Annotated in this window: 26 protein-coding genes; 10 read left to right on the top strand and 16 right to left on the bottom strand. The window is 70.7% G+C overall.

Annotated features, from left to right (window positions below):
• Positions 1-12: 12 nt before the first annotated feature.
• On the top strand, positions 13-1053 hold the full coding sequence (locus ABEA82_RS29885) for an MBL fold metallo-hydrolase (RefSeq protein ID WP_345664811.1): 1041 nt from the start codon (positions 13-15) through the stop codon (positions 1051-1053).
• 54 nt (positions 1054-1107) lie between these two features.
• Here ABEA82_RS29885 and ABEA82_RS29880 read toward each other — a convergent pair whose 3' ends face one another.
• The 3 genes from ABEA82_RS29880 to ABEA82_RS29870 form a co-directional block, all read right to left on the bottom strand.
• Complete coding sequence (locus ABEA82_RS29880; protein WP_345664810.1) at positions 1108-1866, bottom strand: SDR family NAD(P)-dependent oxidoreductase; 759 nt, start codon at positions 1864-1866, stop codon at positions 1108-1110.
• A 63-nt stretch (positions 1867-1929) separates the two neighbouring features.
• Positions 1930-3015: a phosphotransferase family protein gene (locus ABEA82_RS29875; RefSeq protein WP_345664809.1), complete on the bottom strand. Its 1086-nt coding sequence runs from the start codon at positions 3013-3015 to the stop codon at positions 1930-1932.
• Complete coding sequence (locus ABEA82_RS29870; protein WP_345664808.1) at positions 3012-4214, bottom strand: acyl-CoA dehydrogenase family protein; 1203 nt, start codon at positions 4212-4214, stop codon at positions 3012-3014. Before ABEA82_RS29870 ends, ABEA82_RS29875 begins: the two co-directional genes overlap by 4 nt.
• Positions 4215-4306: 92 nt before the next feature.
• Between ABEA82_RS29870 and ABEA82_RS29865 the strand changes: the two genes are divergently transcribed.
• Positions 4307-4735, top strand: a complete 429-nt coding sequence (locus ABEA82_RS29865; RefSeq protein WP_345664807.1) for an aldehyde dehydrogenase family protein — start codon at positions 4307-4309, stop codon at positions 4733-4735.
• 90 nt (positions 4736-4825) lie between these two features.
• Here ABEA82_RS29865 and ABEA82_RS29860 read toward each other — a convergent pair whose 3' ends face one another.
• Positions 4826-5191 carry a hypothetical protein gene (locus ABEA82_RS29860; RefSeq protein ID WP_425588571.1) on the bottom strand — a complete coding sequence of 122 codons (366 nt, stop codon included), beginning with the start codon at positions 5189-5191 and terminating at the stop codon, positions 4826-4828.
• Positions 5192-5403: 212 nt separating this feature from the next.
• The gene (locus ABEA82_RS29855; protein WP_345664805.1) at positions 5404-6225 is read right to left on the bottom strand and encodes a lipase family protein; all 822 of its coding nucleotides are present in this window, start codon (positions 6223-6225) and stop codon (positions 5404-5406) included.
• A 234-nt stretch (positions 6226-6459) separates the two neighbouring features.
• Here ABEA82_RS29855 and ABEA82_RS29850 point away from each other — a divergent pair, with 234 nt between their 5' ends.
• On the top strand, positions 6460-7299 hold the full coding sequence (locus tag ABEA82_RS29850) for an endonuclease/exonuclease/phosphatase family protein (protein WP_345664804.1): 840 nt from the start codon (positions 6460-6462) through the stop codon (positions 7297-7299).
• 5 nt (positions 7300-7304) lie between these two features.
• Here ABEA82_RS29850 and ABEA82_RS29845 read toward each other — a convergent pair whose 3' ends face one another.
• The 5 genes from ABEA82_RS29845 to ABEA82_RS29825 all read right to left on the bottom strand — a co-directional run bounded on the left by ABEA82_RS29845 (position 7305) and on the right by ABEA82_RS29825 (position 13157).
• Positions 7305-9389 carry an eCIS core domain-containing protein gene (locus ABEA82_RS29845; protein ID WP_345664803.1) on the bottom strand — a complete coding sequence of 695 codons (2085 nt, stop codon included), beginning with the start codon at positions 9387-9389 and terminating at the stop codon, positions 7305-7307.
• 130 nt (positions 9390-9519) lie between these two features.
• Positions 9520-10401 (bottom strand): TauD/TfdA dioxygenase family protein, encoded by an 882-nt coding sequence (locus ABEA82_RS29840; protein ID WP_345664802.1) that lies wholly within the window; start codon positions 10399-10401, stop codon positions 9520-9522.
• Positions 10402-10427: 26 nt separating this feature from the next.
• The gene (locus ABEA82_RS29835; RefSeq protein WP_345664801.1) at positions 10428-11246 is read right to left on the bottom strand and encodes an ABC transporter ATP-binding protein; all 819 of its coding nucleotides are present in this window, start codon (positions 11244-11246) and stop codon (positions 10428-10430) included.
• Positions 11233-12285: a taurine ABC transporter substrate-binding protein gene (locus ABEA82_RS29830; protein WP_345664800.1), complete on the bottom strand. Its 1053-nt coding sequence runs from the start codon at positions 12283-12285 to the stop codon at positions 11233-11235. Before ABEA82_RS29830 ends, ABEA82_RS29835 begins: the two co-directional genes overlap by 14 nt.
• Positions 12286-12335: 50 nt before the next feature.
• Entirely contained in the window at positions 12336-13157 is an 822-nt protein-coding gene (locus ABEA82_RS29825; RefSeq protein WP_425588570.1) for an ABC transporter permease, read from the bottom strand.
• Between the two features lie 446 nt (positions 13158-13603).
• Between ABEA82_RS29825 and ABEA82_RS29820 the strand changes: the two genes are divergently transcribed.
• From ABEA82_RS29820 to ABEA82_RS29810, 3 genes are all read left to right on the top strand, one after another.
• A complete protein-coding gene (locus ABEA82_RS29820) occupies positions 13604-13693 on the top strand; it encodes a putative leader peptide (protein ID WP_345664798.1) in 90 nt (29 codons plus the stop codon).
• A 327-nt stretch (positions 13694-14020) separates the two neighbouring features.
• Positions 14021-15340 carry an MFS transporter gene (locus tag ABEA82_RS29815; protein WP_345664797.1) on the top strand — a complete coding sequence of 440 codons (1320 nt, stop codon included), beginning with the start codon at positions 14021-14023 and terminating at the stop codon, positions 15338-15340.
• Entirely contained in the window at positions 15337-16401 is a 1065-nt protein-coding gene (locus ABEA82_RS29810; RefSeq protein ID WP_345664796.1) for an LLM class flavin-dependent oxidoreductase, read from the top strand. Before ABEA82_RS29815 ends, ABEA82_RS29810 begins: the two co-directional genes overlap by 4 nt.
• 59 nt (positions 16402-16460) lie before the next feature.
• Here the strand turns inward: ABEA82_RS29810 and ABEA82_RS29805 are convergent, their stop codons facing one another.
• Together ABEA82_RS29805 and ABEA82_RS29800 are read right to left on the bottom strand one after the other, a co-directional pair.
• Positions 16461-16988, bottom strand: a complete 528-nt coding sequence (locus ABEA82_RS29805) for a hypothetical protein (RefSeq protein ID WP_345664795.1) — start codon at positions 16986-16988, stop codon at positions 16461-16463.
• A 101-nt stretch (positions 16989-17089) separates the two neighbouring features.
• Positions 17090-18478 (bottom strand): CoA transferase, encoded by a 1389-nt coding sequence (locus ABEA82_RS29800; RefSeq protein ID WP_345664794.1) that lies wholly within the window; start codon positions 18476-18478, stop codon positions 17090-17092.
• Positions 18479-18713: 235 nt separating this feature from the next.
• Between ABEA82_RS29800 and ABEA82_RS29795 the strand changes: the two genes are divergently transcribed.
• A complete protein-coding gene (locus ABEA82_RS29795) occupies positions 18714-19841 on the top strand; it encodes an alpha/beta hydrolase (protein WP_345664793.1) in 1128 nt (375 codons plus the stop codon).
• A gap of 123 nt (positions 19842-19964) precedes the next feature.
• Here the strand turns inward: ABEA82_RS29795 and ABEA82_RS29790 are convergent, their stop codons facing one another.
• Positions 19965-21152: an ABC transporter substrate-binding protein gene (locus ABEA82_RS29790; RefSeq protein WP_345664792.1), complete on the bottom strand. Its 1188-nt coding sequence runs from the start codon at positions 21150-21152 to the stop codon at positions 19965-19967.
• Positions 21153-21435: 283 nt separating this feature from the next.
• Between ABEA82_RS29790 and ABEA82_RS29785 the strand changes: the two genes are divergently transcribed.
• Positions 21436-21909 carry a helix-turn-helix domain-containing protein gene (locus ABEA82_RS29785; protein ID WP_345664791.1) on the top strand — a complete coding sequence of 158 codons (474 nt, stop codon included), beginning with the start codon at positions 21436-21438 and terminating at the stop codon, positions 21907-21909.
• A 107-nt stretch (positions 21910-22016) separates the two neighbouring features.
• Here ABEA82_RS29785 and ABEA82_RS29780 read toward each other — a convergent pair whose 3' ends face one another.
• The gene (locus ABEA82_RS29780) at positions 22017-22355 is read right to left on the bottom strand and encodes a S26 family signal peptidase (RefSeq protein ID WP_345664993.1); all 339 of its coding nucleotides are present in this window, start codon (positions 22353-22355) and stop codon (positions 22017-22019) included.
• A 497-nt stretch (positions 22356-22852) separates the two neighbouring features.
• On the opposite strand from ABEA82_RS29780, the gene sigK reads away from it, so the two are divergent.
• The gene (sigK, locus tag ABEA82_RS29775; protein WP_345664790.1) at positions 22853-23464 is read left to right on the top strand and encodes an ECF RNA polymerase sigma factor SigK; all 612 of its coding nucleotides are present in this window, start codon (positions 22853-22855) and stop codon (positions 23462-23464) included.
• A complete protein-coding gene (locus ABEA82_RS29770; protein ID WP_345664789.1) occupies positions 23461-24204 on the top strand; it encodes an anti-sigma factor in 744 nt (247 codons plus the stop codon). The genes sigK and ABEA82_RS29770 overlap by 4 nt, the downstream gene beginning before the upstream one ends.
• 168 nt (positions 24205-24372) lie before the next feature.
• On the opposite strand, the gene ABEA82_RS29765 is transcribed toward ABEA82_RS29770, so the two are convergent.
• Both ABEA82_RS29765 and sbnA read right to left on the bottom strand, forming a co-directional pair.
• A complete protein-coding gene (locus ABEA82_RS29765; RefSeq protein ID WP_345664788.1) occupies positions 24373-25077 on the bottom strand; it encodes a 4'-phosphopantetheinyl transferase family protein in 705 nt (234 codons plus the stop codon).
• A 28-nt stretch (positions 25078-25105) separates the two neighbouring features.
• Positions 25106-26113, bottom strand: a complete 1008-nt coding sequence (sbnA, locus tag ABEA82_RS29760; protein WP_345664787.1) for a 2,3-diaminopropionate biosynthesis protein SbnA — start codon at positions 26111-26113, stop codon at positions 25106-25108.
• Between the last annotated feature and the right edge of the window lie 3 nt (positions 26114-26116).

Raw genomic sequence — 26116 nt, 5'->3', positions numbered from 1 at the left:
CCAAGGAGGATCATGACAACGCGGTTCGACCAGGGCCCGTGGGCCGCAGCCGGAGTGCAGACCGTACAGCCCGGGGTGCACCGCGTTCCTCTGCCCCTTCCCAACGACGGCCTGCACGCGGTCAACGTCTACCTGCTGGAGGACCTCGCCGACGACGGAGGGATCGTCATGATCGACGGCGGCTGGGCGATCCCCGAGGCGCGCAAGGCGCTCGAGGAAGCCCTGTCCGCCATCGACCGCGACCTCGGCGACCTCAGCCACATCCTGGTCACCCACATCCACCGCGACCACTACACGCAGGCGGTGGAACTGCGCCGCCTGCTGGGCTCGCGCGTCTACCTCGGCGCCGGGGAACGTCCCGGTCTGGAGATGCTCGACCGGCTGCGCAGCGACGAACCCGTGAGCTCGTTGGAGACCCTGACCAGGGCAGGGGCCGGCGAACTGGCGGGCCGTATCCGGGCGATGGACCACGGCGGCTTCGACCCGACCGTGTGGGAGGCCCCTGACCGGTGGCTCGCCGCCGAGACCCTCCGCTTCGGCGACCGCGAGCTGCGTGTCGTACCGACTCCGGGACACACCAAGGGGCATGTGGTCTTCCTGGACGAGCAGCGGGGCCTGCTGTTCTCCGGGGACCACGTCCTGCCGCACATCACTCCGTCCATCGGCTTCGAACTGTCCGAGCCGGGCGGCCGGCCGCTCGCCGACTACCTGGACTCCTTGCGGCTGATGAACCGGTACGCCGACGCCCGCCTGCTGCCCGCGCACGGCCCGGTCTCCGACAGCACGCACACCCGGGTCGCCGAGTTGCTCGCCCACCACGACGACCGGCTGGCCAGGAGCCTGACGGCGTTGGGCGAGGACACGCTCGACGCCCACGCGGTGGCGCGCAAGCTCGGATGGACGCGCCGGGCGGTGGCGTTCGGCGAGCTGAGCGCCTTCAACCAGATGCTCGCGGTCAACGAGACGGCGGCGCACCTGGATGTCCTCGTGCTCCAGGGACGGGCGAGCGTGGCGTTCGTGGGCGGCGTGCATCAGTACACACGGGTGCGGTGACCCCGCCGGCGAAGGAGGGGCCCCGGGCCGGCCGCCCCTCCTCGGGCTCCCCGGTCAGCGTGCCGTCCAACCACCGTCCACGTACAGCTCGGAGCCGGTGACGAAGCTCGCGTCGGGGGAGGCGAGGAACGCCACCGCTCCCGCGACCTCGTCGGGCCGGCCCAGCCGCCCCAACGGGGTGCCCTCGACCATCGCGGTGTGCCGGGCCGTGCCCCGCCACAGTTCGCGGGAGCGGGGCGTTTCGATGAAACCGGGGTGGATCGAGTTGACGCGTACCCCGCGCGTGGCCCAGTGCAGCGCGGCGTTCTTCGTCATCAGCCGGACCGCGCCCTTGGCCGCGTGGTACGAGAACTGGCTCCCGAAGCCGCCGACCGTACCGAAGATCGAGGCGATGTTGACGATCGAGCCCCCACCGGAGCGCTCGATCGCGGGCCCGCCGTGCTTCATGCCGAGCCAGACACCGGTCTGCGTGACGCCGATGACCTTGTCCCAGGATTCCCGGGTCTCCGTCTCCACCGTCCGCGTCTCGGCGATGCCCGCGTTGTTGACGAGCACGGACAGCCCACCCAGCTCGGCGGCCACCCGCTCGACCGTGTGGCGCCACGCCTCCTCGTCACTGACGTCGAGGGCCAGGCCGATCGCTCGCGCCCCGTTGTCGGTCAGTTCCTTCGCGAGCGCCTCACACCTGCCGGCGTCCACGTCGGTCACCGCCACCGCGGCACCCTCCGCGGCCAGCCGGCGTACGACGGCGTCTCCTATGCCACCGGTCGCGCCGGTCACCAGGGCGATCATCGCGGACAGCCGGTCTCGCACGGCTCCTCCTCGGATAGCGTCGAGTGCGTCAGTGTCGGTGGCCGAGTGGGGTGAGCGGCCTGGTCAGGACAGCAGTTCCAACCCGGAGCGCAGCAGCGCCGGGACCGCGGAGCCGACCCGCTCGAAGCCGGTGCCGACGGTCTGCCCCGCGCGGTAGCGGGCGTGGATGCCCTCGGCGATGACCGCGAGCTTGAAGCAGCCGAGCGCCTGGTAGAAGGGCAGGGCGCCGATGTCCCGGCCGGAGCGCCTGGCGTACCGTTCGGCCAGCTCCTGGCCCGCGGGGAACCCCGGGTTGGCCGTGGGAACGTGGCGCGCCCCGAGCACCGGTTCGCAGACCGGGTCCCAGTACATGAGCAGCATCCCGAGGTCGGCGAGAGGATCACCGAGCGTGGCCATCTCCCAGTCGACGATCGCGGCGATCCGCCCGATGTCACCGGGTTCCAGGATCGTGTTGTCCAGCCGGTAGTCGCCATGCACGATCGCCGCCGCGCCGCTCTCGGGCAGGGCAGCGGCGAGCCGCCCGTGCAGCGCTTCGACGTCGGGCAGAGCGCGGGTGGCGACCTTGTCCCACTGGCTGCGCCACCGCCGCACCTGACGCTCCAGATAGCCGCCCGGACGGCCGAAGCCGCCGAGCCCGACAGCGGACACGTCGACCGAGTGCAGTGCCACCAGGGCGTCGACCAGCGCATCGGCGCTGCGCCGTACGTCGGCCCGGGGCAGCGCGGCGACCTCGTCACCGTCGCGCAGTACGGCGCCCTCCACGAAGTCGACGACGCAGAACGGCGCTCCGATCACCGTGGGGTCCGTGCACGACAGCACAGCCCGGGCCACCGGTACTCCGGTGCCGCCGAGCGCGGCGACGACGCGGTACTCACGGTCCATGTCGTGCGCGGTCGGCGTGAGCACACCCAGCGGTGGCCGGCGCAGCACCCACCGGTGCGCCCCATCGGTCACCTCGTAGGTGAGGTTGGAGCGCCCACCGTGCAGCAGCTCCACCCGCAACGGGCCCGAGCACTCCGGCACATGCCGTGCGAAGTAGCGCTGCAGGGCGGGACCGTCGATGCCGACCACGGCCGTGTCCGCCGCGGCCGCTGTCCCTCGCCGGGGTGCCGTCACGGTGGCCTTCGGTGAGCCGTCCGATGGGGTCATCGCGCCGCCCTCCGCTCCCGCGCCGCCCGCACCGCGCGCTTGGCGATGGCCCAGCGGTGGGTCTCGGACGGGCCGTCGTAGATCCGGAACGGACGCACCTCCCGGTACAGCCGGGACAGCGGGGCGTCCCCGGAGATGCCGAGCGCGCCGCACACCTGCACGGCCCGGTCGACCACGCGGTTCACCGCCTCCGAGACGTACGTCTTCGCGATCGAGGTGTGCTGGGCGGCCGGGCGACCCTGGTCCAGTTCCCAGCAGGCCCGCAGCAGCACCGCGCGACTGGTCTCGATGTCGATCTCGGAGTCGGCCAGCAGCTGCTGCACCATGCCCAGTTCGGCCAGCGGTCTACCGAAGGCCGTGCGATCCGCCGCGCGCTCCAGGGCGATGTCCTGTGCCCGGCGCGCCACCCCGAGCCAGCGCATGCAGTGCGTCATACGCGCGGGCCCGAGACGCACCTGGGCATACGCGAAGCCCTGGTCCACCTCGCCCAGCACGGCGCCTTCGCCGACCTCGCAGCTGTCGAAAACGACCTCGCTGTGCCCGCCGAACAGGCCCTGGTCCAGCGTGTCGATGTTCCGGACGACCTTCATGCCGGGGTTGCCGGCGTCGACGAGGAACATCGTCGCGCCGCCCGCGTCACCCGGGACGCCGCTGGTGCGAGCCATGCAGATGGCGAAGTCGGCGCCGTCGGCGCCGCTGATGAACCACTTGCGGCCGTCGATCCGCCATCCGCCGCCGGTCCTCGTCGCCGTGGTGGCCAGCGCACGAGGGTCGGACCCCGCGCCCGGTGCCGGTTCGGTCATCGCGAAACAGGAGCGCACCTCACCGACCGCCAGCGGGCGCAGATACCGCTCCTTCTGTTCCTCTGTGGCGACCACTTCGAGCAGGTGCGTGTTGCCCTCGTCGGGCGCCGCGCAGTTGAGCGCGAGAGGGCCGAGCAACGAGTATCCGGCCGCCTCGAACACCACTGCCTGGCCGCAGAGATCGAGTCCGAGCCCGCCCCACTCCACACCCACGTGAGGAGCGAACACCCCTGCGGCCCGGGCCGCCTCCTGCAACCGACGCCGCAGCGGCTCCGGCCCGTCATGGACGTTCCCGTCGCACGCCTGCTCCTCCGGCAGCACGACGTCCCGGACGAACTCAGTGGTGCGCCACGCGATGTCGGCGACCCTCTCGTCGGTCTCGAACCCGATCGACACGTTGACCCCTGACATCGGCTACTGGGCATTAGCCATCACAAGGGCGGCAAGCCTGAATGTCAAGAGTTACGCAGCTAACAACCAATAGCCGTGTGCCTGAACCGGGCGCCGATCTGCTCACTCGTCGGCGTGGTCGAAGAGCTCCCGCCTCGCCTGGCCGGACACGCAGGTGGGGCCGCTCGCCTGGGACGGCCTGCGCGCGGCGATCCGGCGGCAGGTCGAGGAGTCGGTGGCGGCAGGGGCCCGCCGCCTTCGACGAGGAGACCTTCGGCCCCCTGGCCGCCCTGACCGTCGCCCGCGACGAAGAGGACGCCGTCCGGCTCACCGACGCCACCGCCCACGGGCTGGGCCTGAGCGTGTGGACCGCCCACACGGCGCGCGGAGTCGGTCTCGCCCGCCGCATCACCAGCGACGACGGCGTTCGTCAACGCCGGCTACGGCCGCGAACCGGCGCCGCCGGCATCCGCGAGTTCACCAGCACCCGCACCTACCGGGTGGCCGACTCCCCGGGCGAGGAGTAGCACACACCGCATCGCCCTGCCGGACCGCTGTCCGACAGGGCGATACGCACCCGCCGGCGACGCCGGATGCGAGGGAGTGTCGTCGTGAATTCAGGCCCGGTTGATCCGTGCGGCGATACCGTGACCGATCAGCAAATAGATGACCGCCGGAAGACCATAATTGAGGACGACGCGTAGGCTTTCTGTGTCCATCGTGAAAATATCCTGAGCCCACCCGGACAGCCAGTCCGCCATTCCGTGCACGAACTCGACGAAAGGGTTCGACTGGTTGGCGTCGAGCAGATACAGCACGATCCACAGACCCAGCAGACCGGCCGCGACGTCGGCGATCGTGCAGATGGTCAGGGCTGCGCGCCGCCCAGCGGCTTGGTTGCGCGCCGAGTGGTCGGGTCCCGGGGGTGGCGGCGGGGGCGGGTCGTACGACTGGTAGCCGGAAGCAGGGCCGGTGTTACTCACGAGGAATCCCATCTGCTGTGTTCATTCGCCGGCCTGCCCTCGACGTATTGGATTCGGCCGAGGTTGGCCATTTCTGTCCACTACAGCGCCTGGGAATCGTTGCCGTGTTACACCCGCCATTCGGGGAAACCAGAATATGGCCCCCTATCGAGTCACGCACCCAAAATTCCACCCACGTGGCATATTTCGGGCACCTCGAAGCGGGCGACCTGTCAGTTCAGGTTCTTCTCCAGGACCTTCAGGTAGCTGTCGATGAAGTGGTCCCGTACGCCGTCGCCGGCCGGCGCGAACAGGTCCGCTGTCAGCCCGCTCGCCCGGTCGGCCAGTCCGCCGACCAGCGGCATCGACTCGCGGACCCGCCCGTGGGAGTCGATGTACCGCAGGGCGTTCACATGCGTGTAGACGGGCTCGGGCGGAAGCTGCGGCACGACGTCGTTGTTGTTGACGAAGCGGTACATGCGGTCCTTGTACCCCTTGTTGTACGCGGCCGCCAGCGTCGGGTCGCAGGTGCGGGGCTGGCCGAAGGTGTAGACACCGTCCGCCGCCAGTCGCGGCTCCTCGAGGTACATCCACGCCCCGGCGAGCATGGCCAGCGCGCCGCCGAGGCTGTGCCCGGTGAACCACACGCTCTGGCTGTTGGTCCGCCATTCCTCGAGGGTGGCCATGACCTCCGGATAGATCGAGTCCAGGGCCTCGGCGAAACCGTGGTGGACGTGTCCCGTGCCGTCCGGGCCACGCCGTGGCGGCGTCGTGCCGTCGGTCAGCCAGTCCTTGATCTGGTTCGGTTCCGTGCCACGGAACGCGGTGATGATCATGTGGTCGCTGGCCAGTGTGTAGGCCTGTGTGTCCTGGAGCGGGAACGGCGGGGTGAACCGCGTCTCGTGGTGGCGCACCCGGCCGAAGCCCCACTTGGCGGCCTGCTGCTCGATGGTGCTCCGGTCCTTGTAGGCCAGGGCGCACGCCTGGGCAAGGCAGTAGGCGTGCCGCAGGCTGTAGCCGGAGGCGCGGTGGTCGAGAGCGACAGGAGCGGTCACAGGGTTCCCTTCGACTGCGGGGGCGGGTGCTGGGGGCGCGGACTTGAGGGCGGCCGCACGGCCCCGTCCTATCGCCGCCCCACGACCACCAGAGGCCGGACACGCCCTGAAGCCCGAGCCACGCACCCAATTCATCCATCGGGCGCAAGGAACAGCCTCCGACGGTGCCGGCACGGTGGAATAACCTCGTCCATGGAGACGTCAGGTGCCACGTGTGTCCGTGAGGGGGAGGCCATGGTGCTCGGTAGGGGGACGCGGTTGCTCGCGGGCGCCATGGCCGTGGTCTGCATGGTGCTCGTCGGCCCCAGCGCACCGGCCGGTTCCCTCTTCGCCGGGTCACCGCCGGTCCGAGCCGCCAGGGAAGTCGTACCGAACCGGGTCATGACGTGGAACCTCTGCAACCCCTGCGCGGTGAGCGACGTCGACCGGGCAGCGGAGATCGCGACGTACGCTCCCCAGGTCGTCGGCTTCCAGGAAGCGTGCGTCCGTGACGTCGAGAGGATCCGGGACTATCTGCGGAACCTGCACGGGCTGGTCTACCACGTCGAGTACGGGACGGTGCTCAGGAACTGGGGCCGCTGCGGCGGGCTTCCGTGGAACCCGGGAGGCTTCGGCCAGGCGGTCCTCTCGGCGGCGCCGATGACCGACCCGGTCAACGTGGAGTACCCCGACGGCGGATCCGAGGACCGTGGGTACATGGCCGTCACCACCACCGTGGGCGGACGGCCCGTCCGGGTCTTCAACACGCATCTCGCCCAACGGCGTCAAGAGGCGGTCCGGGCGGACCAGGCGGGCGTCCTCGCCGAGGAGGTCGCCCGGCACGACCGCGCGATCGTTCTCGGCGACTTCAACGCCGTGCCGGACGCCCCGGAGCTCAGGCCGATATGGGCACTGGCCACCGACACGGACCCCCAGTGCCACCCCTCGCCCACCGGCACCTGCCAGCCGACCACCGACTGGCAGAGCAAGTTCGACTACGTCTTCCTGCGGGGCATCGTCCCGCTCCGGCACCGCGTGCAGCCGAGCCCCTACTCGGACCACCACCTGCTGCACACCGACGTCGAAGCGACCTGACCGGGTCAGGAGTCGGCGCTGTTGCGTTTGCCGATGAGGTCCCGGTACAGGGCCGCGCGTTCCTCATGGGTCTTCGCCTGGGCGAACTCCGCTTTCCAGGCCGCCTCCAGGTCTTTCAGCTTCTGCACCCAGTCTCCGAACTCCTGCAGGTCGACGAGGCGCTGGTTCGCACTGAGGGGGGCCTTGGCGGCGGGCTTGTCGTCCTTGTGGCCGCCGAAGTGGCTCACGGGGTTGTTGTTCTTCTCGCTGCTGGTCACGCCGTGTTGGTAACCGTCGGCGGTCCTGCCGCCCGGCCCGGCGGTCTCGATGCCGACCTGCAACGCCCCGTCACGCTTGCGGGTCGGCGGCTTGTACCCCATGAACACGTGCCCGTACGACTCGTCCGGCAGGATGGTGTCGCCGTGGTAGTCGTTGTTCCCCATGCCGCCGACGGCCGCGGGCAGTCCGTAGAGGTGGCTGTGGGGATCGAGCCAGTTCTGGACCGTGGCCCCGATCTCGCCCTTCTCCACGAAGTCGCCCCGCGTTCCGTCCGGCTTGTTGTCGCCGATCTCCATGTGGTGCGTGCCGAACTTTCGACGGTACACCGGCGCCTCGGGCGTGGACCTGGGCTCCCAGGGCTTCCGGTCCTCCTTGGTGATGTGGAGCCACTGGGGCAGCTCGTAGCCGTGCTGGCCGTCGGACAACTGCGGGATGCGGATGTTGACGCGACCGCCGTAGGCCAGGGCATGGGCGACGTCGTCCCTGAAGTCCTCGTGCATGCCCGCCTCCGGGTTGAAGACCTTCAGCCCCTCCTTCAGGATCAGGAAGATCTTGGTCAGCAACTCGGTGCCGCGCTCGACGCGCTGCCGGTGCTTGTCGGCGTCCGGTACGTCGTCGCTGATACCGGGAGGCAGGAACGTCTTGATGAAGGTCTGGAAGATCTGCTCGTTCCGCTCCTCCTTGAGCTGCTCCTTCTCGGACTCCGGAGTCTCCTCGGCGTGCATGGCCATGTGGTGGCCGAGCTGGTAGTCCGACCGGGTGGGCTTGGCCGGTGGCTTCCCCTGGCCGCGATCCTCGACGTTCTGCTGCCACCGCAGGGTGGTCACGAACAGGCGCTTGCCCTCGGGCTGCTGGAGCCAGCTGCGGAAATGACCGGCCTTGAGGTAGGCCTCGGCCTCGGCGTGGGTGCAGATGCCCACGGTCTTCAGCCACTTGGGGTCCTCGGACTCCACCGCCCTGATCGCCTCAAGCTCCTCGCCGGTGAACATCGGGCCGCTCCGCACCCGTTTGTGGATGACGGCCCGTACGTCCTTGTTCCTGATCTCGCGGTCGCCGCCGACGAGCAGCCGCGCCAGACGGACCACGGCCGGCGGAGAGGCCGTGGCCGGGGTCTCGGTCGTGCCCGCGGGCCCGGTCGTGCCCGCGGGCCCGGGCCGGTCCGCCCGCTGGACGGGCATGTCCCCGTCCACGCTGCGCTGCACCGCCCCGCCGGGTGCGCCGGCCCCGGGCAGCGACAGGTCGGGGGCCGCGCCCCGGGCCATCTTCCGGCCGTTGGAACCGGCGCTCCTCTCGAAAGGATCCTTGGGGTGTGAGACCCTCTCGCCCCTGCTGTTGGCGGTGCCGGACACCGTTCCCAGCGCCTGCTGGCGTACGTGGTCGACCTCTTCGTACATCACCTCGTCGCTGACACGGTCCTCGCCGAGCACGATGTGGGGGCCGGTGGTGTAGGCCAGGGCCTCGAGTCCCTCGGCCGAGCGCTGGGCGACGGGGTCGCGGTGCACGCGCACATGGCCGAAGTTCATGCCGTAGGCCCGCTCGGCCCGCTGGAGGATGCGCGGCTCCAGCGGACTGCCGGGGGAGGAGCCGATAGCGTCGCGAACCGATGGCGCCCGCTGGACCGGCACGGCCCCGTCCGAGTCGCGTCCCACGGGCCCGCTCTGCTCCCCTTCTGGGTGGTGCTCGTCCTGGGCCCGCTGGACGGCGCGTGTCACCGCTGCGTTTCCCGCGGCCTGTTGCAGGGCGATGAGCGGTGGCGGGGCGGAGGTCGCCCGGGACGTGGGGCGTCCGCCGACGCGGTCAGCGTTCGAGCGGTCTTCTGCGTGGGTACGCATACGCGGTTCCCCTTCGTTCGACTCGGGCCCTTCCCTCTTACCCGACGGGTGCCGCCGGCGGGGAGGTCCGCAGGGGCAGAACCAGGGGCAGTCGTGCCGGGTGACGGGACCGCGAGGCGCCCCGGTTCGGTCAGGAAGGGGCTGGGGGACCGACCGGAGTGTCTCCGCGCAGCGTGATGCGATGCATGACGCGATGCTGGTCGCCGTAGTCGCGGTTGGCGTAGTGGGACGTGCCGCGGTTGTCCCACAGCGCGACGTCACCCGGCTGCCAGCGATGCCGTACGACGTGCTCGGGCTTCGTGAGATGGGCGTACAGGATGTCGAGGATGCCCCGGCTCTCGTGCTCCGAGACCCCCACGATGTGCGAGGTGAAACCGGGGTTCACGAACAGGCCCTTGCGGCCGCTCTCCGGGTGCACCCGCACCACGGGGTGCTCCACCGGCTTCAGTTCGGTGAACACCTCGCCGTCCCACAGGTTGCCCTGACCCTGACGGTGCTGGGCGAGGTAGTAACCGAACTCGCGGCTGCCGTCGTGGACGGCGGTCAGCGTGTCGATATAGGCCCGCAGGCCCGGCGACAGCGACTCGTAGGCGAGCTGGCTGTCCGCCCAGTTGGTGTCGCCGCCACTGGGCGGCAGCACCACGGCCCGCAGGACGGAGATCGCCGGCGGCCGCCGTACGAACGTGACGTCCGTGTGCCACACGTCGGCGAACCCGTTGTCCTGGCTGTCCAGCGAGTACACCTCGGGGGCGATGTCTCCCGAGTCGTGGACCGGGTGCCCGACGGTGACCTCGCCCAGGCGTCTGCCGAACTCGATCTGCGCGTCGTCGTCGAGGCTGTGCTGGCCACGCACGAAGAGCACCTTGTATGCCACGAGCGCTTCGCGCACCGCCAGCACCTGGTCGTCGTCGAGGCGTCCGAGGTCGATGCCGTTGATCTCGGCGCCGAAGCGGGGGCCGAGTTCGGTGAGGGGCAGCCGGGTCACGGCGGGCCGCTCGCTGAGAATGCTCACCTGTGTGTCCTTTCCTGGGTACGGGGTCAGGCCGCCGCGGCGGCTTTGACGGCGTGGGCGACCTGCGCGCGCAGTTCGGCGAACTCGGTCGACTCGCGCAGCTCCTCGGAGTCGACGTCGCCGCGCGGCAGGGTGATCGGCAGGTCCAGAGCCACGGTCCCGGGGCTCTTGGTCAGCACCACGATGCGGGAGCCGAGGAACACCGCCTCGTCCGCCGAGTGCGTCACGAACACCGCGGTCCGCCCGGTCCGGTCGGTCACACGGCGGACGTCCTCCTGGAGCCGTTCCCGGGTCAGCGCGTCCAGCGCCGCGAACGGCTCGTCGAGCAGGAGGAGCGGGTTCTCGGCGGCGAGCGCCCGGGCGATGGCGACGCGTTGCTGCTGACCGCCGGAGATCTCCCAGGTGCGACGCTTCCCGGTGCCCTCGAGACCGACCCGGGCCAGCAACTCCGCGCGCCGCTGCGGCCATTGGGCGCGATCGACACCGGCGTACCGCAGCGCCAGGTCGACGTTGCCCCGCACGGTCCGCCACGGGAACAGCCGAGGTGTCTGGAACACCACACCGGCCGCCTCACCGGGCCGCGGCTCGGCGCCCGATACCCGCACCGATCCCTGGGTGGGCCGCTCGAAGCCGGCGATCAGTCGCAGCAGTGTGCTCTTGCCGCAGCCGGAGGCGCCCACCAGGACCAGAAACTCCCCGGCCGGGACGGTCAGGTCGACCGGCCCCACAGCGGTGAAGGTCTCGCTTCCCCGGCCGTACCGGTGGGTGACGTGGTCGAGGCGGACGGATCCGGCACGTGCGGTGTCCGCCCCCTCCGTGGTCTCGGTGCTTTCAGTTGACGACATCGGGCAGCCCCTTGAGATAGAACGCTTCGCGGACGACGTCCTTGGACGGCGCGGCGCCGATCTGCTTCTGGTCGGCCAGGAACCGACCCGTGTCGGTGACGTACGTGAGCAGCTTGCCCGGGCTGCCGTCGGTGCCCAGCCAGTCGGCGGAGACCACCTGCTCCGGGGTGAGGAACACCCCCTGCGAGAGTTGCGCCTTGGCGTCTGCCGCGCTGATGCCGAGCTCGGCCGCGACCGCCTTGACCGTGCCGTCCGGGTCGGACTTGATCAGGCGCAGCGCCTCGGCCTCCGCCTTGCGCCAGGCGTCGATCGCCTTGGGGTCCCTGGCGATCAGGTCGTCCGACACGACGGCCAGGTCGAGGGTCGGCTTGCCCGCCGCGCCGATCTCCTTGCTGCTGGTGAGCTGGGTTCCGGTCTTGCGCAGCTCGTCCAGGGTCGGCAGCCAGACATAGGCGGCGTCGATGTCGCCCCGCTGCCAGGCGGCGAGGAGAGGCTGCGGCTGAAGGTCGATGAGCTCGACGTCCGACTGCTTCAGACCGGCCTCCTCGAGCGCCGAGAGCAGGCTGTAGTGCGAGGTGGAGGCGAAGGGAGTGGCTATCTTCTTGCCCTTGAGCCCGGCGACATCGGAGATGCCGGTGGATTTGCGCGCCACCAGGGCCTCGTTGTCGCCCGCGACGTCGAGGATCCACGCCACCTTGTACGGGATGGGTGAACTGCCGGACACCCCGCGGGCGAACGGGCTGGAACCCAGCGCGGCGATGTCGAGGGACTTGCCGATGAAGGCCTGGTTGACGCTGGCCCCGGAGTCGAACTTGATCCAGTTGATCTCGTAGTCCGGCAGCGCCTTCTCCAGCAGCTTTCTGTTCTTCACGAGCAGGTCGCCGCTGGGGAAGGCGAAGTAGCCGATGCGCAGCCGCTTGGAGCCGCCGGACGTCGACGCCCCACTCCCGGAGGAGCAGCCGGTGACGGCCGCGGACACGGCAGCCAGGGCGCCGCCGAGGAGGAGTCGGCGGGACGGGCCTCGGGAGGCAGGGGACATGGCGGAGCCGTTTCTGTGCGGAGGGAAGGGAGGGAAGGACAGGAAGGGGATTAGACGCGACCGCGCCACGGCACCACCGCGCGTTCGAGCCGCAGCAGCAGGCCGTCGATGATCAGGCCGGAGACACCGATGGCGATGATGCCGACGAGCACCACAGGGGTGTTGTTGTAGTTGGCGGCGTCCTTGACCATGCCGCCGATCCCGGGCAGTCCGTTGACCAACTCGGCGGCGACCAGGGACGAGTAGGCCACCCCCACGGCGAGCCGGACTCCGGTGAGCGTCTCCGGCAGCGCGGACGGGACGACGACGTCCCTGACGACGTCCCAGCGGGACGCGCCGAGCGCACGGGCGGCCTCGATCAGGCTCTTCGGTACGGCCGCGACGGCCGTGGTGGTGGACACCGCCACGGGCGGGAAGGCGGCCACGGCCAGCAGTGTGACCTTCGGCTCCTCGTTGATGCCCAGCCAGATGATGAGCAGCGAGAAGTACGCCAGCGGCGGCAGGGTCCGCAGGAACGTGATCCAGGGCTCGAACAGCGAGCGCACCCAGCCGACGGTGCCCATGAGCAGTCCGAAGACCACCCCGGCGGCGATGCCGAGACCGGCCCCGATCGCGATGCGCCGCAGGCTGATGCCAAGGTGCTCGACGAGCATGGTGCCGTTGTAGCCCCGTACCCCGCCGTGCGTGGTGGAGACGTCGACGAACGCCGCCCACACCTTGGCCGGCGGCGGAACCAGTGTCTCGCTCCACGTCCCGCTCGCCGCCAGCAGCTGCCACAGGACGAGGAAGAGCAGGAGCGAGCCGAACGGCAGCACGGCAGGGCGCAGGCGCGCCCACACGCCCCGCGTCGGCGCACGAGGCTCCGGCGGCACGTCGGCCGGATCAACAGGCTTGTGAAGAGTGGGAGTTGTGGACACGGGCGTCCTCCAGGGGGCGCGCCGGGACATGAGCGGCCGCCGCCCGGGGGACGGGCGGCCGGCCCCGAGCGAGAGTCATGCCGAACGAGGGGAGAGAACGCGCTCTCTGCGACCTGTGACAGCGCGCGGGAACCGCCCCGATGCGGGTGGTGTCACCGCAGGCAGGGCGCGTCAGAGAAGACGGGTCAGCAACAACACGAGCCCGGGCGCCGGCACAGGTCGATGACCAGGCGTCGCACAAGGGACTCGGAATTCATGAGGCATATTTCTACAGCAGCCGCGGCTCGGCACCAACCGGCGTCCACTTTCTGGAACACGTCTCTCCGGCTCTCCGGACCACGTCTCTCCGCACACGTCGTGAGCCGAGTCGCACTTGAGCTCGACGGGGTCGCTCACGCACAATGCCTGGCATGACCGCTGCCGCCGACATCCTCGTGGGACGACTGCACGTCGATCTGTGCCGCCAGTCCAGCGCCACCTGTCGCCGCTGACGACCGGCAGCCCATCAGCCCCCTGACGGCGTAAGGCCGCAGGGTCGTCAGCCTTCGCGCGTCCGCATCCCCCCACGGCGGCACGCGCACCGGTCAAGGCTGCGCCGACCCCCTTTCACGCGCCTTCGCGTGCCCCGACGCGTCCATCGACGTACCTCACCGCGTCGGCATGCCCGCACGCCGTCCTCCGCACCCCACTCGGAGCCACATGTCCTCCCATGCCCTCAGCGGTGGTTCGCGATGAGCACCGCACCCGTACCGTCGCAGACGTCCCCAGCCCACCAGCCGGAACAGGATCGCCCTGCTCCGAACCGGCTGAGGACCGTCGTGCTCGCCAGCCTGCTCGGCACCACCGTGGAGTGGTACGACTTCTTCCTCTACAGCACGGCCGCCGGGCTCGTCTTCGACAAGCTCTTCTTCCCCACGTCCAACGGCACGATCGGCACGATGCTGTCCTTCGCGACGTTCGCCGTGGGCTTCGTCGCCCGTCCTGTGGGCGGTCTGCTCTTCGGGCACATCGGAGACCGGATCGGCCGCAAGCACACCCTGGCCTTCACCATGGGGCTGATGGGCGTCTCCACCGCCCTGATCGGGCTGTTGCCCACCTATCAGCAGGTCGGCATCCTCGCCCCCGCGCTCCTGTTGGTCCTGCGTGTCGCGCAGGGCGTGGCGCTGGGCGGGGAGTGGGCCGGGGCCGTGCTGCTGGCCGTGGAGTACGGGCCCGCCGGCCGCAAGGGCCGCTTCGGCAGCTACCCGCAGGTCGGGCTGGCCCTCGGACTGGCCCTCGGAACAGGCGTGTTCGCGCTGCTGAGTGACACGCTCAGCGACGAGGCGTTCCTCGCCTACGGGTGGCGGATCGCCTTCCTGGTCAGCCTGGTGCTCGTGGTGGTCGGACTGACCGTACGGCTGAAGATCGACGAGACACCGGCGTTCCGCGCCGTCCGCCGCCTCCAGGAACTGCCGCGCTCCGCGCCGCTGGTCGAGCTGGTACGTGCGCCGCAGGCACGCCGGCACGTCCTGCTCGGGATGCTCGCCCGGTGGGGTGAGGGAGCAGCCTTCAACACCTGGGCCGTCTTCGCCATCACCTACGCGACCGGAACGCTGGAGCTGGACCGTACGCCGGTGCTGCTCGCGGTCACCGCGGCGGCACTGGTGATGGGCGTGCTGATACCGGTGTCCGGGGCGGTGGTCGACCACCGCGGGGCCCGCCGGGTGTACATCATCGGCATGGCCGCGTTCTCCGTGTCGGTCTTTCCCGCGTTCTGGCTCTTCGGCACCGGCGGTACCTGGGCCTTCGCGGCGGCGCTGGTCCTGACGCTGGGGGTCGTGCACGCCTGGTTCTACGGCGCCCAGGGCACCCTGTTCGCCGCGCTCTTCGCCACCCCGGTCCGGTACACGGGGATGTCCTTCGTCTACCAGGTGTCCGGCATCTTCGCGTCCGGCATCACCCCGCTGATCATGACCGCTCTGCTGGCTCTCGGTTCGGGCAGCCCCTGGTGGGCCTGTGGCTACCTGGCGCTGACCGGACTGGTCAGTGTGTGGGCGACCACCCGGCTGCGGGACGGGGATCTGCACGTGCCGACGGGACGGACCCACCCGACGAAGGCCGGCGTGAGCGCGGCCCACGATGTGATCGGACACAAATGAGCCCCGAATTCCTCTGGTACATCCCCAACACCGTCGAGCCTGGCCACCGCGGCGACGACACGACGACCGGCTGGGGCTCCCTCGACTTCTCCACCGACCTCGCCCGCACGGCGGAGCGACACGGCTGGGGCGGCGCGCTGATCGGAACGGGCTGGGGCCGGCCGGACACCTTCACCGTCGCCACCGCGCTGGCCGCCCGGACCACCACGTTCAAACCCCTGATAGCCATCCGGCCCGGCTACTGGCAGCCCGCGCACTTCGCCACCGCCGCCGCGACACTCGACCAGCTCAGCCGTGGCCGGGTCCTGATCAACATCGTCAGCGGCCTCGACAACCCGGCCGCCTACGGCGACACCCGCAGCGATCCCGCACAACGGTACGCGCGCACCCGGGAGTTCCTGCATCTCGTACGACGACTGTGGGCCGAGGAGGACGTGACGTTCACCGGCGAGCACTTCCAGGTCGAGCGGTCCACGGTGACACCACGGCCGTACGCGACCGAAGGGAGGGAACACCCGACGCTCTACTTCGGCGGTGCCTCGGAAGCCGCCGAACGGGTGTCGGCGGCGGAGGCGGACGTACAGCTCTTCTGGGGCGAGCCCCTCGACGGGATCGCCGAGCGCATCGACCGGCTCAAGGCGTTGAGCGAGCAGGTGGACCGCAGGCACAAGCCCCTGGAGTTCGGGCTGCGGATCACCACGCTCGTACGCGACACCACCGAGGAGGCCTGGCGGGCGGCCGAGGAGAAGACCGCGACGATGGCGGAGGCCGGGGCGCGCGAGCTGACGTGGACGGGCAACCGCAGGACCGCCGTCGGACAACAGCGGCTCCTCGACCTCACCGCGCGCGGGGAGGTGCTCGACACCTGCCTCTACACGACACCCGGCAGGTTCGGCGGTGGGGGAGCGGGGACCACTTGGCTGGTCGGCTCGCCCGCCGACGTCGCCACGGCTCTGGAAAGCTACCGCAAGCTCGGCATCACCCATTTCGTACTCTCGGACACCCCCTACAAACAGGAGACCATCCGCATCGGCGACCAACTCCTGCCCAGACTGCGTTGACGGCGAGGGGCTTGCACCAGGGCCCGTCTTCAAACGGATCTCCCAGTGAAGTACGGCCCCTAGCCGAACAGGACGAGGAACAACTGGACGGGCACCAGGGCGATCCCCAGGGCGAGGAAGACGCCGGTGAAGATCACGCCGCCCACGGTCTCGATCACCCGGGGCAACAGAGGCATCGGTGAGTACGTGCGCCGGGGATCACGCGGGTCATACGTGACCTGGATCTCCGCCGCCAAGTGGTGACGGCTGAGGAACTCGTGCTGGGTTCCTTCCGCGTCGGCGAACACGAACCGCCGCTTCTTCGACTTGTAGCCGGACCAGACAGCGGTGACGGTGACGCCGTGACGGCGCAGACTCACCCACTTCCGCAGTTCGCGGATCATGCCCACAACCAACAGGACGCCCGCTGCGAGCGGCAGGACACCGAGAGCGGGCACCATCCACTGCATGGGCTCGCCCAGCACGGCGACCGTGATGACGGTGGCGAGGTACGCGATGAACAGGAGCCAGGCCAAGGCAACGCCGGGGGAGGGGACCGGCACACGGGCGGGCGCGTCAGGTGTGACGTTCTTCGACGACGAGGGCATGACCGTACGACGTCCGGGGCAGGGCGGAGGTTGCACCGACGGCCGGCGGGACCGGAACTCACGGCTTCCGCCGGGGGCTGCGCTCATTGGGCGCACAACCCTCAGTTGCCGCTCCACACCGGGGCGTCCGTGCCCCACAGGCCCGGCGGGCGTGCCCAGTCCGCCGGGCCGCCCTCGTACGACACCGGCGGCAGCGCGTACCGGAGCAGGCCCATGGGGCTGTCGGTCTCGGTCATCCTGCGCTCGGCGTGGAAGCCGTCTTCATCGCCCGGAGCAGGGGCCAGGCCGTGGACCAGCCAGTGCGCGGTCTGTGCCAGGGCCAGACGGACCAGCCGGGTGCCGCCCGTGCGGTGCTGCTCGGTGAGCGCACGCAGCACCCCGGCCGCCAGCAGATAACCGGTGCCGTGGTCCAGTGCCTGGGCGGGCAGTGCGCCGGGAGAGTCCGGCGAGCCCTCCAGCTCGGCGATACCGGTGGCCACTTGGACCAGGCTGTCGAAACCGCGCCGCTCGTGCCACGGACCGTAGCGGCCCCACGCGGACAGCTGGGCGATCACGAGACCTGGACGTCGCCCGGCCAGTGCCTCGGGCCTCAGCCCGAACCGCTCCAGTGCGCCCGGCCGGTAACCGGTGACCACCACGTCCGCCTCGTCGAGCAGCTCCTCGAAGATCCGGCGGCCGGTGGCGTCTGCCAGGTCCAGGGTGGTCGACCGTTTCCCCATCCCCGTGTCGTTGTGGGCTTCCTGACTCTCCGGCAGGTGAGGGGCATCGATCCGCAGCACGTCAGCGCCGAGCAACGCCAGCGTTCGGGTGGCGACCGGCCCGGCGAGCACGCGGGTGAGATCCAGGACGCGCAGCCCGGCACACGGCAGCGCGGCGTCATCGAGCACCCGGCGCGGAGCGTCATCGACGCGTTTTGTCGTCAGCAGCGGCTGCCTCGCGGCCAGGACCCCCTGCTCACTCCCGGCCCACTCCTCGGGGCCGCGCGCCGCGACGGCCAGACCGCCCGCCGTGTACACGGTTTCCTCCACCTCCAGCGCGGATCGCTCCGCGATCGCCCCGGCCACCGCGTCCACCGCCGCATCGCCGGAGTCCTCCGGCACCTCGAGAGCGGCGAGCAATCGGGCGCGGTGGTGCGGGTAGTTGGCGTGCGTACGGACCCATCCGTCGGCCGCCCGCCAGAACCGCGACAGCGGGGCGAAGGTCGACCACGCTTGCCCGTCGACCCGCACCAGCCGGTCGCTGAGGAACGCCGTCGCGACCGCCTCGTCGTCGACACGCACCCGGGGCGCGGGCCGCCCCGTGCGTACGGAAACGAGCTCGGAGGCCGCGAGCGAGCACACGGCGACGGTGGCCCGCGCCAGCTCCATGACGGGCAGCCGCGCCGGAAGCCCTCCGGACGGGCCGCCGTACGACACCCGGTCGAGCAGCGAAGAATCGGCACCCAGTGTCGCCCAGGCTTGGACCGTACCTGCGGAGATCGGCGAACCCATACCACCATTATGGCACTGAGTGCCACATAGGAGGCGCCCAGGTCCGCGTCAGCGCGGTCCGGCCGATACGCGTTGCGCCGCCGCGCACCCGCGGGGAGGGGGGTCGAGCTTGTACCCCCCACAAACCCGACCTGCCACGCCTCACGCAGAAGCGGTTCCCTGGAATCACGCCTCGGTCACGACACCACCGACCGTCGCGTCTTTCTCCCACCGATTCGAACATGAGGTCCACCCCATGGAACGTCGTAAAGCGCTCGGACTGATCGCAGGCACCGGCGCCACCGCCGCCGCCTTCACGGCTGTGCCCTCCTTCGGTGCCGAGACCGGCCGCGCCGCCGGCGCCACAGGACAGGACAAGGCCACGGCCAAGGGCGACCACTACACCTTCGCGCTGGACAAGAACGTCAAACGGACCTCGGTGCGGTTCAAGAACCGCTACGGCATCGAGGTCGCCGCGGACCTCTACGTGCCGAAGAACGCCAGGGGCAAGCTTCCCGCCCTGGCGGTCAGCGGCCCGTTCGGCGCGGTCAAGGAACAGTCGTCGGGCCTGTACGCCAACGAGTTCGCCCGCCGCGGCTACGTCGCCCTCGCCTTCGACCCCTCCTTCACAGGGGAGAGCGGCGGCACGGTGCGCGACGTGGCCTCGCCCGACGTCTACACCGAGGACTTCAGCGCCGCCGTCGACTTCCTCGGCCTGCACAGGCTCGTCGACCGCGAGCAGATCGGCGTCCAGGGCATCTGCGGCCTGAGCGGTATGGCGCTCACCGCGGCGGCCGCGGACAGCCGCATCAAGGCGGTCGCCACGGCCTCGATGTACGACATGTCGCGCAGCATGTCCCGCGGCTACCAGGACTCCTACACCCGTGAGCAGCGCCAGAAGGTCGTGGACTACCTCAGCCGGCAGCGCTGGACCGACGCCGAGAAGGGCACCTTCGCGCGGGGCTCCCACGAGGTCCCCTTCGACGACAACGGCAACGTCGCCCCCTCCAACCGCGTCCTGCCCAAGACCCTCCCGCCGGACGCCGACCCGATCACGAAGATCTTCTTCGACTACTACCGCACCGAGCGCGGCTACCACCCGCGCTCGATCAACTCCACCACCGCGTGGACCGCGACCACGCCGATGTCGTTCTTCGCCTTCCGGCAGATGACGAACATCGACATGCTGGCGCCCCGCAAGGCCCTCCTGGTGGCCGGCGCCAACGCGCACTCCCGCTACTACTCCGAGGACGTCCAGAAGATGGCCCCCGACACCGTCGACCTCGTGGTCGTCCCGGGCGCGGACCACGTCGACCTGTACGACCGCAAGGACCTCATCCCCTTCGACAAGCTCGACGAGTTCTTCACCAAGAACCTCGCCTGACCGCAAGGGCCCCTGACAGGCCGGTACCCCCCCCGCCGGCCTGTCGGAGCTCCCCGGGGCCACCGAGGTCAGCAGCGGACGCCCGTACCGCCTCCGTTCACCGCCGGGCCTCACAGGCAGGGCCTACAACCCCGCTATCTGGTTCCAGCGCTTGCCGAACTCCCTTCGCTCCGTCGACGTGATGTCACGTGCGACCGAGAGTCGGCTGCGCAGTTCCGCGTCCGGGAAGATCAGCGGGTTCTGGGCGAGGGCGGCCGTCTCCTCGTCCTTGGCGGAGGCGAGGACGTCCTGTGCGGCCGGGACCGGACAGACGTAGTTGACCCATGCGGCCAGTTCGGCGGCGACCTCGGGGTCGTAGTAGTAGTCGATCAGCCGCTCGGCATTCGTCTTGTGGCGGGCCAGGTTGGGGATCATCAGCGACTCGGCCCACAGCTCGGCGCCCGCCTCGGGGACGACGAACTCGATGTCCGGGTCGTCCGCCTGGAGCTGGATCACATCGCCCGAGTACGCCTGACAGGCCAGGACGTCCCCGCTGGACAGGTCCTTGATGTAGTCGTTGCCCGTGAAGCGCCGGATCTGTCCCCGGCTCACCTGTTCCTCGACCTGGTCGCAGACCGTGTGGAAGTCGTCGGCCCTCCAGTCGGTGATGTCGACCCCGTTGCCTTGCATGAGCAGCGCGAACGCCTCGTCCATACCGGACAGCAGGGTGACCCGCCCCTTGAGGTCGCTCGCCCACAGATCGGAGACCTGCCGTATCTCCCGGCCGGTCCTGCGCCGGTTGTACGCGATCCCGGTGATCCCGGACTGCCACGGGACCGCGAACGTACGGCCCGGATCGAAGGCGGGCGAACGCAACTGCGGATCCAGGTACTCGGTCACGTTCGGCTGCCGTACCCGGTCCATCTCCTGCACCCAGCCGAGCCGCACGAACCGCGCGCACATCCAGTCACTGATGACGATCAGATCGCGGCCGGTGGACTGATGGTTCATCAGCGCGGGGCTGATCTTGCCGAAGAACTCGTCGTTGTCATTGATCTCCTCGACGTAGTCCACCGATATGCCGGTGCGTTTCTCGAAGCCCGACAGCGTCGGTCGCCGTGCCTGGTTCTCGTCGTCGGTGTCGATGTACAGAGGCCAGTTCGCCCATACCAGCCGCCGATCGGTGGCGGAGAGATCGGCGGCGTCGCGATCGCCGGGCCGCACATACGCGCCCGGGACACCGCACCCGGCGAGTCCGCCGAGCACCGTGCCGGAGCCGAGCGCACGCAGCAGGGCGCGGCGGGAGAGCGGAGGAATCGTCTTCAGGGGCATTCCGGCAGCATGCCGTGCCCTTCCACGACCGGACAATCGACCCCGGCAAGGGCGCCGCCGCCTGAGCTTGGTCCGAGGGGCGACGGAGAGCGCTCGTGCCACCGGGCGTCCGGACAGCCGCCTGGCCGTCCGGGACAGGCCGGAACGCGCAGGTGCGAGGGGTGCTCGGTCTCCCGGACACCCCTGGAGCCCTACGCGTCTTGCGGCCGGCCAGGCAGGTGTTCACCCTCCGGCTGCACCGTCGCAGCGGCGTCACCGCCGCATCCTCAAGAGAGGTCATGAGATGAGGCATCACTGTCCGCCCCGTCCCGACGACGCGCTCGACCCCCGGTCCTTCGTGGACCGCATGCGTGCCCTCAAAGGGTGGTCCGGGCTGACGTACCGGGAGATCGCGGCTCGCGCCCACCAGAACGGCGGCACGCTGCCGCCCAGCACGCTCGCGGCCGTGCTGGGCCGCGCCACGTTGCCCCGGGAGGACGTGGTGAGGGCGTTCGTGCGGGTCTGTGGCGGCGAGGACGAGACGGACGCCTGGTTACGGGCCCGCAGCGGGATCGCAAGGGCCGCCTGGACGCCGGCCGGGACGGGTGGGGCGCCCGGGCCGGCTCAGGACGACGGGGAGGGCTTCTGCGGGCGTCACCAGATTGCCGACGCCGCCGTCGCGGCGGTGTTCGCCGCCGGTTGCCTTACCTCCTGGTGGTGCGGCAAAACGGCTCGGCAACAAGGCCCCCGGCGACACCACGGCCGGGGCACGCACTGAAAGGGCCCCTGGGAACCGTTCGTCGATCGCTGTGTGTCCGGGCCCCGCGCAGCCGTGAGGGGCCCCTGTGCCGAGGACGCGGAACCCGAGCACCGGACGAGCGGGAGTCACCGCCGGTGCGCGCCTTCGGCCCGGCGCAGGGGCCGCGCCACCACCCCGAGCACGTCCCCCAGGGGGAAGAAGCCCAACTGGCGTGAGTCCACGCTGGCGGCGGCGTTGTCACCGAGGAGCACCACGCGGCCCGGCGGCACCCGTCCCCCATGGCCCCCTTGCCCCTCCTTGAGCGGGGGGACCGAACCGGGTGGCACCGGGTCCCCCGGCACCGCCACCACCCTCTTCACGATCAGCGGACTGTGCTGGTCCTCCCGCCAGATCGCCGGTGACCGGGGTCGCAGCAGTACCACCACCTGCCCCCGGCGCACCGTGCGCGTACGGCGCACCAGCAGCTGGTCCCCGTGGAGCCCCTCGTGTCCCGGCGGGAGATGCCCGGTGGGGAGGCGAGGGGTCCGGACCCGACCCGATGAACGGGCGGGATGAACGGTGATGAGTCTGGGACGGGGTCAGCACGGGTTCAACGCTGGAACGGTGCTCCGAAACGTTCCGAACGTGTTCCGACCCCCGGGCCTGGTGAGAGAGCCCGTCCGGGACGCTCCGCAGGTTCGTTCCGGGCGCCGGCCGCCGGGCGACGATCCGGACGGGCACGAAGGTTCGAGTAGCCGTCAGCGGGAATGGGAGGGGCAAGAAACAGAGCATTCCGGCAGCCTCCGAGCGGTGCTCTCGAAGGCCCCCGGGTGTCCTCAAATCCTCCGGGCCCGAAAACTCTCGGTGGGCATGGAGCCTCAGAGAACTGCGGCAGGCAGGTGAATCTGTCAGACGCACGGGGTCGGACCGGATGCGCTTCCCACGGAAGAGGGCCAGTGTCGAGCTGAGCCGAGGAGGCGCGATGGACAGGGGAACCGGAGCTCGGAGGGAAGGTGACACGCGAGGTCGGCGAAGCGGGCCCACGGACGACCCCGGGCTGAACCAGCTGCTCGTCCGCGCCGCAGACGGCGACGAACAGGCCTTTGCCGGTGTGTACGACGCCTTGGCGGACCCGGTGATGGGGCTGGTCTGCCGTGTGGTGCGGGACAAGGCCCAGGCGGAGGAGGTGACCCAGGACGTGATGGTGGAGGTGTGGCGGACCGCCGACCGGTTCCATCCGGCGCGCGGAGCCGCCCGGAACTGGGTGCTCACCCTCGCGCACCGCCGCGCGGTGGACCGGGTACGGTCCGTCTCCGCGGGCCGCGCCCGCGAACTGCGTGCCGCGCTCCGGGAACAGGAACGCTCCTTCGACACCGTGGCCGAAGAGGTCGAGGTGCGGGAGGAGCAGCGTGTGGTCTTCCGCTGCCTGGCCCAGCTTTCCCGCGAGCTGAGACTGCCCCTGGTGCTGGCCTACTACGAGGGGTTGACGTACGCGGAGGTCGCGGAGGCCCTCTCGACACCTGCGGGCACCATCAAGTCGCGGATGCGTCAGGGGCTTCAGCGCCTGCACGACTGTCTGGAGGCCGGCTCATGAACCTTGCCGACGCCCCCCACCTCGATGCCGGCGCGTACGTGCTGAACGCCCTCCCGGCCGGTGAGGCAGCCGCCTTCGAGAACCACCTGGCGGGTTGTTCCCAGTGCCGTCTGGAGGTCGAGCGGCTGTCCGAGGCGGCCGTGGGAATGGGAGCGGCCGAGACGAACGCGCCCTCCGCGGACCTGCGCCGCCGGGTGTTCGACCAGATCAGCACGGTGCGTCAGGACCGGTTCGTCGCGCTCGAGTCCCGGCGTCAGCGCCGCCTCCGACGCGGTCTCGGGCTGGCGCTGGCCGCGTCCGTGGCGGGGGCCGTGGCCCTCGGAGGTGTCGCCTGGTGGCAGAGCTCGGAGGCCGGTACGGCGCGTGAGCAGTCCGCCGAGGCCCGTGCCGCGTACCGGGACGTCGCCGGTGTCCTGGCCGCCCACGATGCCACGATCAGCACCGGGAAACTCGCGGGGGGCGGGACCGCCAGTGTGGTCGCCTCCCGGGCGGAGGGCCGGGCCGCGTTCATCGCCTCCGGGCTGCCACGGCTCACCGACGACCAGGTCTACGAACTCTGGTACGACGATGCGGGACAGTACCGGCCGGCAGGGCTGGTGAACGCTGCGGGCGGACATCAGGCACACGTCCTGGACGGGCGCATGGAGCAGGCCACCGCCGTCTGTCTCACGGTGGAACCGGCCGGCGGCTCCCGGCACCCCACGACCGAACCCATCGGCGTCATCTCCGTCCCCGCGTGACGACACGTGTGCCCGTGACGACACGTGTGCCCGTGACGAGACCGGCCCGCTCACCGCGCCGGTCCGCTCACCGCTCCGGCCCTCCCACACCGCACCAGCCCGCGCCGGGCTGCGTGCCGGCCCGCCGCATCACCTCTCGGCCACCGCGACATACACCGCGACATCCACCTAGACAGCCACCGCGACGGCAGCCGCACAGCCCGCCCCCACCGCCACGTCGTCGACCGCCCAGCCCGGCACCCGGCGAGGCCCGTGCGGGGAGGCGCCGAGGTGGTCGGAGCGGAGGTCGCGGCCGAGTCCGGTGCCGAGCCCTTTGAGGTAGGCCTCCTTGCGTGTCCACACGCGGGCGAAGGCGGCGGGGCGCCGTTCCGGCGGACACGCGGTGAGTTCGTCGGCCTCCCGGGGATGCAGCACCGTCGTGAGGGCGGCGACGACGTCGGGGCCGGGCAGCCGTTCGATGTCCGCGCCGACCGCCGTGTCCGCGAAGGCGAGGAGGCAGAGACCGGCGGTGCGGGAGACGGAGAAACACAGGGGCACCCCGGGCACGTCGGGACGGCCGTGTGGTGCCCGGCACACGGGGCAGGGCCGCCGCACCAGCGGCACGTCCGACGGCGCGACTCCGAGGTAGGCGCCGAGGAGCAGACGCAGGCACACATGGGCGACCCGGTAGCCGTCCCGGTCGGCCGCCCGGTGAAGCGTCGCGGCCCGGGCCCGTTCCCCGCTGTCCAGCAGCGCGTCGGCGAGCGGGGCCACGGCGCCGCTGAGGTCCTCCACACGCGCCAGCCACAGCCGGGGCCTGCCGGGGCGAGGTGGCTCAGGCAGCCGGGCCCAGGCGCCGGGGGTGAGCCGCTCGGGACGCAGGGCCGGTCTCACCGGAGGGAGGCACATGGCCCGGCCGCCCTCAGTCGGAGGAGGCCCGCACGGCACGCGGGTCCGCCGTTCCCTCACCCTGCGACGGGGCGAGCGCGTCGCCGCCGTAGAGGGCCTGCACCCAGTTGCTCTGATAGATCGTGTCGAGATAGCGCTCACCGAGGTCCGGGGCGATCGCGACGGGCGTGAGGCCCGGCGTCCCGTGCCGGGCGAGCCAACTCGTCGCCCCGCTGACGACCGTGCCGGTCGAGCCGCCGAACAGGAAGCCCTGCCTCGCCAGGCTCCGGCAGGTACGGATGGCATCGGCCTCCTCGACACGGACCGCCTCGTCGACGTAGCTCTCGTCGAGCAGGGGAGGCCGCACGCTCATGCCCAGCCCGGGGATCATCCGCCGTCCCGGCGGGTCGCCGAAGATGGCGGAGCCGACGCTGTCCACCGCGACGATCCGCACCGGCCGGTGCCAGGAGCGGAACCAGCGGGCGCAGCCCATCAACGTGCCGGTCGTGCCGACGCCGATGAACAGCACGTCCAGGAGCGGGAACCAGCGGGCGATGGCCGGGGCCGTCCTGAAGTAGTGCGCCTTCCAGTTGTCGGGGTTGGTGTACTGACTCAGCCACACATAGCGGTCGTCCGACGCGCACAGACCCCGCAGGTGGGCCAGCCGAGCGCCCAGAAGCCCGCCGGTGGCGTGCTCGTCGGAGACGACGTGGACCTGACTGCCCAGGGCCTCCATCATCAGCCGGGTGGCCAGGTTGCACCGGGAGTCCGTCACGCAGACGAAGCGGTAGCCCTTGCTCGCCGCGATCATGCTCAGCGCCACACCGAGATTGCCGGAGGAGGACTCGACCAGGATCGAGTCCCGCCTGAGGGTTCCGCTCCGTTCGGCGGCCTCCACCATCTCGGTAGCGGCCTTCAGCTTGATCGAACCGGCGAAGTTGAAGCCCTCGCACTTGAGGAAGAGCCGGTGTCCCGTCATCGGCTCGAGGTCGACGTACAGGTCCTCCTCGTTGAAGGCGTGGGGGACGGATATGACAGGCACGAT

It is taken from the genome of Streptomyces venetus (assembly GCF_039540295.1).
GTDB lineage: Bacteria > Actinomycetota > Actinomycetes > Streptomycetales > Streptomycetaceae > Streptomyces > Streptomyces venetus.
Note: the sequence above shows the minus strand (reverse complement) of the source record. Positions and strands in the feature narration are given on the sequence as shown.